This window comes from Kitasatospora sp. P5_F3 (assembly GCF_054049135.1).
On the sequence record NZ_JBFUMY010000144.1, the window covers coordinates 1 to 6,975 of the forward strand.

Annotated in this window: 8 protein-coding genes and 1 pseudogene; all 9 read right to left on the reverse strand. The window is 71.2% G+C overall.

The annotated features are described in order from the left end of the window. Positions 1-161, reverse strand: a pseudogene (locus ACXJMZ_RS36300) (TetR/AcrR family transcriptional regulator); the annotation flags it as partial. Positions 162-176: 15 nt separating this feature from the next. Next, complete coding sequence (locus ACXJMZ_RS36305) at positions 177-1,121, reverse strand: beta-ketoacyl-ACP synthase III (protein ID WP_457034273.1); 945 nt, start codon at positions 1,119-1,121, stop codon at positions 177-179. Between the two features lie 129 nt (positions 1,122-1,250). Then, on the reverse strand, positions 1,251-2,165 hold the full coding sequence (locus ACXJMZ_RS36310; protein ID WP_457034274.1) for a L,D-transpeptidase family protein: 915 nt from the start codon (positions 2,163-2,165) through the stop codon (positions 1,251-1,253). Between the two features lie 133 nt (positions 2,166-2,298). After that, on the reverse strand, positions 2,299-3,462 hold the full coding sequence (gene mqnE / locus ACXJMZ_RS36315; RefSeq protein WP_057231527.1) for an aminofutalosine synthase MqnE: 1,164 nt from the start codon (positions 3,460-3,462) through the stop codon (positions 2,299-2,301). A gap of 52 nt (positions 3,463-3,514) precedes the next feature. After that, positions 3,515-4,477 (reverse strand): threonine ammonia-lyase, encoded by a 963-nt coding sequence (locus ACXJMZ_RS36320; RefSeq protein WP_457034275.1) that lies wholly within the window; start codon positions 4,475-4,477, stop codon positions 3,515-3,517. A gap of 3 nt (positions 4,478-4,480) precedes the next feature. Continuing rightward, a complete protein-coding gene (locus ACXJMZ_RS36325) occupies positions 4,481-4,942 on the reverse strand; it encodes an Lrp/AsnC family transcriptional regulator (RefSeq protein WP_057231532.1) in 462 nt (153 codons plus the stop codon). Between the two features lie 122 nt (positions 4,943-5,064). Further along, positions 5,065-5,715 (reverse strand): UbiX family flavin prenyltransferase, encoded by a 651-nt coding sequence (locus tag ACXJMZ_RS36330; protein WP_457034276.1) that lies wholly within the window; start codon positions 5,713-5,715, stop codon positions 5,065-5,067. A 38-nt stretch (positions 5,716-5,753) separates the two neighbouring features. Beyond that, a complete protein-coding gene (locus tag ACXJMZ_RS36335; protein ID WP_457034277.1) occupies positions 5,754-6,185 on the reverse strand; it encodes a hypothetical protein in 432 nt (143 codons plus the stop codon). Between the two features lie 50 nt (positions 6,186-6,235). Next, on the reverse strand, positions 6,236-6,975 hold a 740-nt coding region (locus ACXJMZ_RS36340; protein ID WP_457034278.1), incomplete at its 5' end, for a hypothetical protein.

Here is a 6,975-nt window from a genome sequence, read left to right on the forward strand (position 1 = left end):
AGGAGCGAGACCAGGGACCCGGAGAGAGCGGCCGGATCGACCGACTTGTCGGTCTTGGCCTGGTTGGCCTTGATGGCTTCACCGAGTGGCCCGGCCACCGAGTTGAGGACCTTCATGCGGATCTTGAAGAACCGCTTGTCCCCTTCGGCACGTCCTGAAGCCGCTGTCCGAAGCCGCTACGGGCAGCGCACGACCTGGCCGGCGTACGCGAGCCCGCCGCCGAAGCCGAACAGCAGCACCGGGTCCCCGGTCCGCAGCTCTCCCCGCTCGACCAGCTTGCTGAGCGCCAGCGGGATCGAGGCGGCCGAGGTGTTGCCCGACTCCACCACGTCGCGGGCGACCACCGCGTCCTCGGCCAGCCCGAGCTTGTTGGCGATCGCGTCGATGATCCGCAGGTTGGCCTGGTGCGCGACGAAGCCGCGCAGCTCGGACGGCTCGATCCCGGCCTTCCGGCAGGTCTCCCGGGCCAGCGGGGCGAGCTGGGTGGTGGCCCAGCGGAACACGGTCTGGCCCTGCTGACTGATCGTCGGGTCCCAGCCGGTGATCACCACGGCGTCGCCCTTGTCGGGCTCGGAGCCCCAGAGCACCGGGCCGATCCCGGACTGCTCGTCAGGGACCGCCTCCACCACCGCGGCCCCGGCCCCGTCCGCGAAGATCACCGCGGTGGTCCGGTCGCTCCAGTCGATGGTGTCGGACATCCGCTCGGCGCCGATCACCAGCGCCCGGGTGGCCGAGCCGGCCCGGATCGCGTGGTCGGCGGTGGCGAGCGCGTAGGAGAAGCCGGAGCAGACGGTGTTGATGTCGTACGCGGCGGGCGAGCGGATGCCCAGCCGGGCGGCGACGGCGGCGGCGGTGTTGGGGCTGCGCTCGACCGCGGTGCAGGTGGCGACCACCACCAGGTCGATCTGCTCGGGCAGCAGGCCGCTGTTGGCGAGCGCCTTCTGGGCCGCCTCGGTGGCCATGTCGACCAGGGTCTCGTCCTCGGCGATGTGCCGGGACCTGATGCCGACCCGGGAGCGGATCCACTCGTCGTCGGTCTCGACCAGCAGGGCGAGGTCGTCGTTGGTGAGGACCTTCGGCGGCTGGAAGTGGCCGAGCGACACGATACGGGAGGCGGTCATACCGCCACTCAACAACGTTACCGACCAGTCCGTGGGTGACGCCCGGATACAACGTCCAAGGTCGGAAGCTGTAGGGGCCGGACAATAGCCCTTGCGGGGCCTGGGCCCTCGAGCCGCCCGCAGCCGGCCTCAGGACGCCAGTGCGGCGGCGTCACCCATCACGACCATCGGCTTGGCGGCCGGATCGAGCGTCTTGATCAGTTCGATCATCTGCGCCTCCGGCAGCGAGACACAGCCGTGGGTCGGGCCGCCGTGGTCGACGTGCAGCCAGATGCCGGTGCCCTTGGCGACGCCCTCGGGGTACTTGGTGCTGAGCGGCGAGGTGCCGGGCACCCGGTTGTAGTTGATCGCCACCACGTAGTCGAAGGAGCCGGCCAGCGGTTCGCCGTTGAAGCCGTTGCCGTCGATCACGAAGGCCTTGTCCTGGTCGTACGGGAGCTTGCTGCCGGGGTCGGCCTTGCGGCCGCCCGCGTCGGTCAGCGCGAAGATCCCGACCGGGCTGCGCAGGTCGCCCTGGCGGTGGTCGGTGGTCCACCCCTTGGCCGCGTTGTGGCCGGCCCAGACCGCGCCGGGCTTCCAGCGGTTGTCCTCGGTCCGGGTCCAGAGCGTGACGCCGGTCTCCGAGGCGTTCTTGTCCTTGCCGGTGGCGACCACCAGCTGCCGGGTGTCGGCGGGGATCTGCGCGGTGAACTTGGGGCCGAGGCCGGGGATGGTCAGGACGCTCCCGTCGCTCCGGTCGGAGCGGTCGGCGGCGGGCTGCTCGGTCCGCTGCCCGGCCTGGGCGGCGACCGCGTCCGGGGCGGCCGACGAGGTGTCAGGAAGCGGCAGGTCCGGCATCCCGGCGGCGGCGACCTCCGGGGTGGAGCGCCCGGGGCCGACGGTGAACCAGCCCGAGACGGCGGCCAGCAGCATCGCCGTACTGCCCATCAGGGCGCGGCCACCGCGCTTCTTCTTCGCCTTCCGGCGGTGCCCACGGGGCCTGCTCGCCGCGTCGGCGGGCACGTCGGCCCGGCTACGGGGTTTGGCACGATGGGAACCGGACATGCGGACGATCCTTCCAAAGCCGTGGGCCGAAACGGAACCCCTGGCGTGTGGTGAGCCTGTGAGCATACGGCACCCCCCGAAACGACAACGCCCTCCGAGCCGGTTCGACTCGGAGGGCGTGGTGGCAGAGCAGTCAGAGGCGCATCGCCTGCGGGGTCTCCCGGCGGTTCAGGTCCGGGCCCTCGTACTCGCGGATGATCTCGTACCGGGTGTTCCGCTCGACCGGGCGGAAGCCGGCGTCCTTGATCAGGTCGAGCAGGTCGTCGCGGCCCAGCTTGTTCGGGGTGCCGAAGTTGTCCGCGTCGTGGGTGATCTTGTACTCGACCACCGAACCGTCCATGTCGTCCGCGCCGTGGCTGAGCGCCAGCTGCGCGGTGGTGACACCGTGCATCACCCAGAACACCTTGACGTGCGGGACGTTGTCGAACAGCAGCCGGGAGACCGCGAAGGTCTTCAGCGCCTCGGCGCCGGTGGCCATCTCGGTGCGGGCCATCAGCTTGTTGCGGACCACGCCGTCCTTCGAGTCGTGGAAGTCGTGCTGGTAGCGCAGCGGGATGAAGACCTGGAAGCCGCCGGTCTCGTCCTGCAGCTCCCGCAGCCGGAGCACGTGGTCGACCCGGTGCCTGGGCTCCTCGATGTGCCCGTACAGCATGGTCGCGGGGGTCTTCAGACCCTTCTCGTGCGCCAGGCGGTGGATCCGCGACCAGTCCTCCCAGTGGGTCTCGTGGTCGACGATGTGCTGGCGGACCTCCCAGTCGAAGATCTCCGCGCCGCCGCCGGTGAGCGACTCCAGACCGGCGTCGATCAGCTCGTCCAGGATCTCACTGGCCGTCAGACCGCTGATCCGCTCGAACCAGTGGATCTCGGTGGCGGTGAACGCCTTCAGCGAGACGTTCGGCAGCGCGGCCTTCAACTCCCGCAGGCTGCGCGGGTAGTAGCGCCACGGCAGGGTCGGGTGCAGACCGTTGACGATGTGCAGCTCGGTCAGCGAGTCGACCTCCATCGCCTTCGCCAGCCGGACGGCCTCCTCGATCCGCATGGTGTACGCGTCCTTCTCGCCCGGCTTGCGCTGGAACGAGCAGTAGGCACAGGAGGCGGCGCAGACGTTGGTCATGTTGAGGTGACGGTTGACGTTGAAGTGGACCACGTCGCCGTTCTTCTCGGTCCGCACGTGGTGCGCCAGACCGCCGAGCCAGGCCAGGTCGTCGCTCTCGTAGAGCGCGACGCCGTCCTCGCGGGTCAGCCGCTCACCCGCGTAGACCTTCGCCTCCAGCTCACGCTTCAGCCCTGCGTCCATGCGGTGACCTGCCTCCTCGTGCCGTGAGAATTGACCTTCGCCGAGCCTACGCCTACACCGCCAGCAGCTCGGCCAGCAGGCCCGGGTCGATGTTCCCACCGCTGACGACCGCGCCGAACACCCGCCCCTCCAGCTCCGCCCCGCAGTGGAAGTAGGCCGCCGCGGCGACCGCGCCCGAGGGCTCGGCGACCAGCCGGCCGCGCCGGGCCAGCAGCGCCACGGTGTCCCGGATCTGCTGCTCGGAGACGGTCACGATGTCGTCCACGTACGCCTGGATGTGCTCGAACGGGAGCACCCCGACGCTGGGCGTGCGCAGCCCGTCCGCGATGGTCCGGTAGGTCAGCTCGGTGGACCAGCTCAGCCGCTCGCCGGCCCGGAAGCTGGCCTGCGCGTCGGCGGCCAGCTCGGGCTCGACGCCGATCACCCGGACGCCCGGGCAGGCCAGCTTGAGCGCGGCGGCGGTGCCGCTGATCAGGCCGCCGCCGCTGACCGGCACCAGCACGGTGTCCAGCTCGTCGGGGGCGTCCTCGGCGATCTCCAGGCCGACCGTGCCCTGGCCCGCGATGATGTACGGGTCGTCGTAGGGCGGCACCCAGACGTAGCCGTGCTTCTCGGCCAGCTCGGCGGGCAGGCTGTCCCGCTCGCCGGGCCCGACCAGGAACACCTCGGCGCCGAAGGAGCGGGTGTTCTCGACCTTGACGGCGGGTGAGACGTCCGGCATCACGATGACGGCCTTGATGCCGAGCAGCTGGGCGGCGTACGCCACCGCCTGGGCGTGGTTGCCGCTGGACTGCGCGACCACACCACGGGCCCGCTCGGCCTCGGTCAGCGCGGCGAGGCGGTTGTACGCCCCGCGGATCTTGAACGCGCCGGTCGGCTGGAGGCCCTCCGGCTTGAGCCAGAGCGCCCGCTCCCCCTGCGCCGCCCACGGGGCGGGCATCAACGGGGTCCGGACCGCCACCCCGGCGATCCGCTGCTGCGCTGCGCGCAGTTCCTCCAGGCCGATCAACGACATGAGCTACTCCCCTGGCTCCAACGGCAGTTCACTGACCCGGTTCTCCCACTTGGTGGAGAGAACGACGGTGGTCCTGGTCCGGGCCACACCCTTGGTGCCGGACAGCCGCTTGACCACCGACTCCAGGCCCTCCACGTCGGAGACCCGGACCTTGAGCATGTACGAGTCGTCGCCCGCGATGAACCAGCAGTCCTCGACCTCGCCGAGGTCCTTCAGCCGGTGCGCCACGTCCTCGTGGTCGGCGGCGTCGGTGAGCTGAAGGCCGATCAGGGCGGTGACCCCGAAGCCCAGCGAGGCCGGGTTGACGGTGGCGCGGTAGCCGGTGATCACCCCGGCCTGCTCCAGCCGGTTGATCCGGTCCGTCACGCTCGGGCCCGACAGGCCGACCAGGCGGCCCAGTTCGGCGTACGACGCGCGGCCGTTCTCCCGAAGCGCCTGGATGAGCTGTCTGTCCACCGTGTCCATGTATCCGCCCGCGTCCTTCCGAACCTCTCCAGACCCACAGATCATTATCCGGATTCGAAGGCGTCACACCTGGATCGACCCGGATATCGCAATGAACATACCGTCCCGCCCGGCCGATCCGCCTACCCGACCTTCCCCCCGTCGCCCAACTCGCCCGCCCAGCGCCGGTACAGCGTGTGCGGCACACCCACCGCGTCGAGCACCCGGCCGGCCACGAAGTCCACCAGTTCCCGGGCGGTGGAGCCTCCGGCGTAGAAGCCCGGCGCGGCGGGCAGCACCACGGCGCCCTGCGCGTCCAGCTCCACCAGGTGCTTCAACGTCACCCCGTTGAGCGGTGTCTCGCGCAGACAGACCACCAGCGGCCGGCGCTCCTTCAGGGTGACGCTGGCGGCCCGCTGGAGCAGGTCCTTGCTCAGCCCGAGCGCGATCCCGGCCACCGCCCCGGTGGTGGCCGGCACCACCACCATCCCCTTGGCCGGGTACGAGCCGCTGGACGGCCCGGCCGCAAAGTCCCCGGCGGCCCAGTACCGGACGCCGTCCAGCTCCTCGGTGCCCAGCCACTCCCCCAGATCGGCCCGCCAGTGCGCGTCCCGGAAGGCGATCCCGGTCTCGTCCAGAATGGTCAGCCGAGCCGCCCGGCTGACCACCAGATCGACCGTCTCACCGGCCGTCAGCAGGCCCCGGATCACCGAGGCGGCGTACGGCGTCCCGGACGCCCCCGAGACCCCGACCACCCAGGGCTGACGTGGCGTCTGCTGCTGATCACTGCTCATACCGGGCACGATAGTCCGGCCCGGGGTCACCGACCCCGCTACAGCGTCCTGCCCGGCCGGCCGTCGGGTCCCACGTCGACCAAGTGGACCTCCACCGAGACCCACCAGATCGGGTCGATCATGTTCAGGCCCTTCTCGACCACCAGCCGCCGGCCGCTGCCGTCGGGGGCCGCCATGGCCTCGGTCCGCTGGGGGCCCTCGAAGCCGCCCACCATGGCGAACGACATCAGCAGGAACAGCAGCACACCCGCCAGGACCGACGAGAGCACCTTGATCCCGTTGTCCACCCGCCCGAGCAGCACCGCCGTCAGCAGCGTCACCAGTACCACCGGGAACAGCAGCCCCGGCCGGTGCAGCCCGCGCAGCAGCACGAACCCACCGTCCAGGTGGTTCAGCCCACCGATCAGCTCGACCGCCGCCGCCACCGCGGCCACTCCGAGCAGCACCTTCGTCCGACGCGCTAACGCCACGTCCGCCCCCCTGATCATCCGGATTGCCTCGGGGCACCGTATCCGGCGGGTCAGTAAGTGGCCGCCTGGGTGAGGACGGTGTGCTCGATGGTGCGGAGCAGGCGCTCCATGTCGGCGGGGGTGAACAGGTGGGTGTCGGCGGTCATCGCGATCTCGATGGCGGCCGGCTTGTCGGCCATGTGCAGGACGTAGCTGACGGTGCCGCCGTGGTCGGTCGCGGGCTCCCAGCTGAGGGTCGACTCCCCGGCCGCCGAGGGGGACCAGTCCGCCGAGGCCGGTTCGGGGGCGGCCACCCGCTGGTCGTTGTACCAGCAGGACCGTTCGAAGGTGACGCCCGCGTCCTCGGCGTACGGGGCGAGGTCGGCCTCCAGGGCGCGCTTGTCGTAGAAGGCGCTGCGGTAGGTGGCCAGCGAGGCGCTCCTGGTCCGGGCGAGCAGCTCCCCGAAGTCGGCGACGCCCTCGGTGCGGACCGCGAGGTAGCCCTCCATCGCGAGCGGTCCACTGGCCTGGCCGAGCCCGCTGTGGAAGCGGTTGTTGACCATCAGTTGGAGACCGCATCTGCCGGTGCCGGCCCAGTCGGCCATCGTCTCGGCGGTGGCCGCCAGCAGGATGCTCGCCGTGCTGGTCCGGTGGGTCTCGCAGATCCGGGCGAGCGCTCCCGGGAGTGCGGGCGAGAGCAGGTGGGCCCGGCGGTAGCGCGGCTCCTCTGCCGGGGGCACCGGGGCGGCCTGCGGGGCCCGGGCGCCGGCTGCCGCCGAGCGCCACTGCCGACGGGCCGCCGCGTCCAGCC

Bases quoted from the DNA above. Each gene is read 5' to 3' on its own strand.
- ACXJMZ_RS36305 (WP_457034273.1), bottom strand. From the start codon at position 1,121: ATGACCGCCTCCCGTATCGTGTCGCTCGGCCACTTCCAGCCGCCGAAG.
- ACXJMZ_RS36310 (WP_457034274.1), bottom strand. From the start codon at position 2,165: ATGTCCGGTTCCCATCGTGCCAAACCCCGTAGCCGGGCCGACGTGCCC.
- mqnE (WP_057231527.1), bottom strand. From the start codon at position 3,462: ATGGACGCAGGGCTGAAGCGTGAGCTGGAGGCGAAGGTCTACGCGGGT.
- ACXJMZ_RS36320 (WP_457034275.1), bottom strand. From the start codon at position 4,477: ATGTCGTTGATCGGCCTGGAGGAACTGCGCGCAGCGCAGCAGCGGATC.
- ACXJMZ_RS36325 (WP_057231532.1), bottom strand. From the start codon at position 4,942: ATGGACACGGTGGACAGACAGCTCATCCAGGCGCTTCGGGAGAACGGC.
- ACXJMZ_RS36330 (WP_457034276.1), bottom strand. From the start codon at position 5,715: ATGAGCAGTGATCAGCAGCAGACGCCACGTCAGCCCTGGGTGGTCGGG.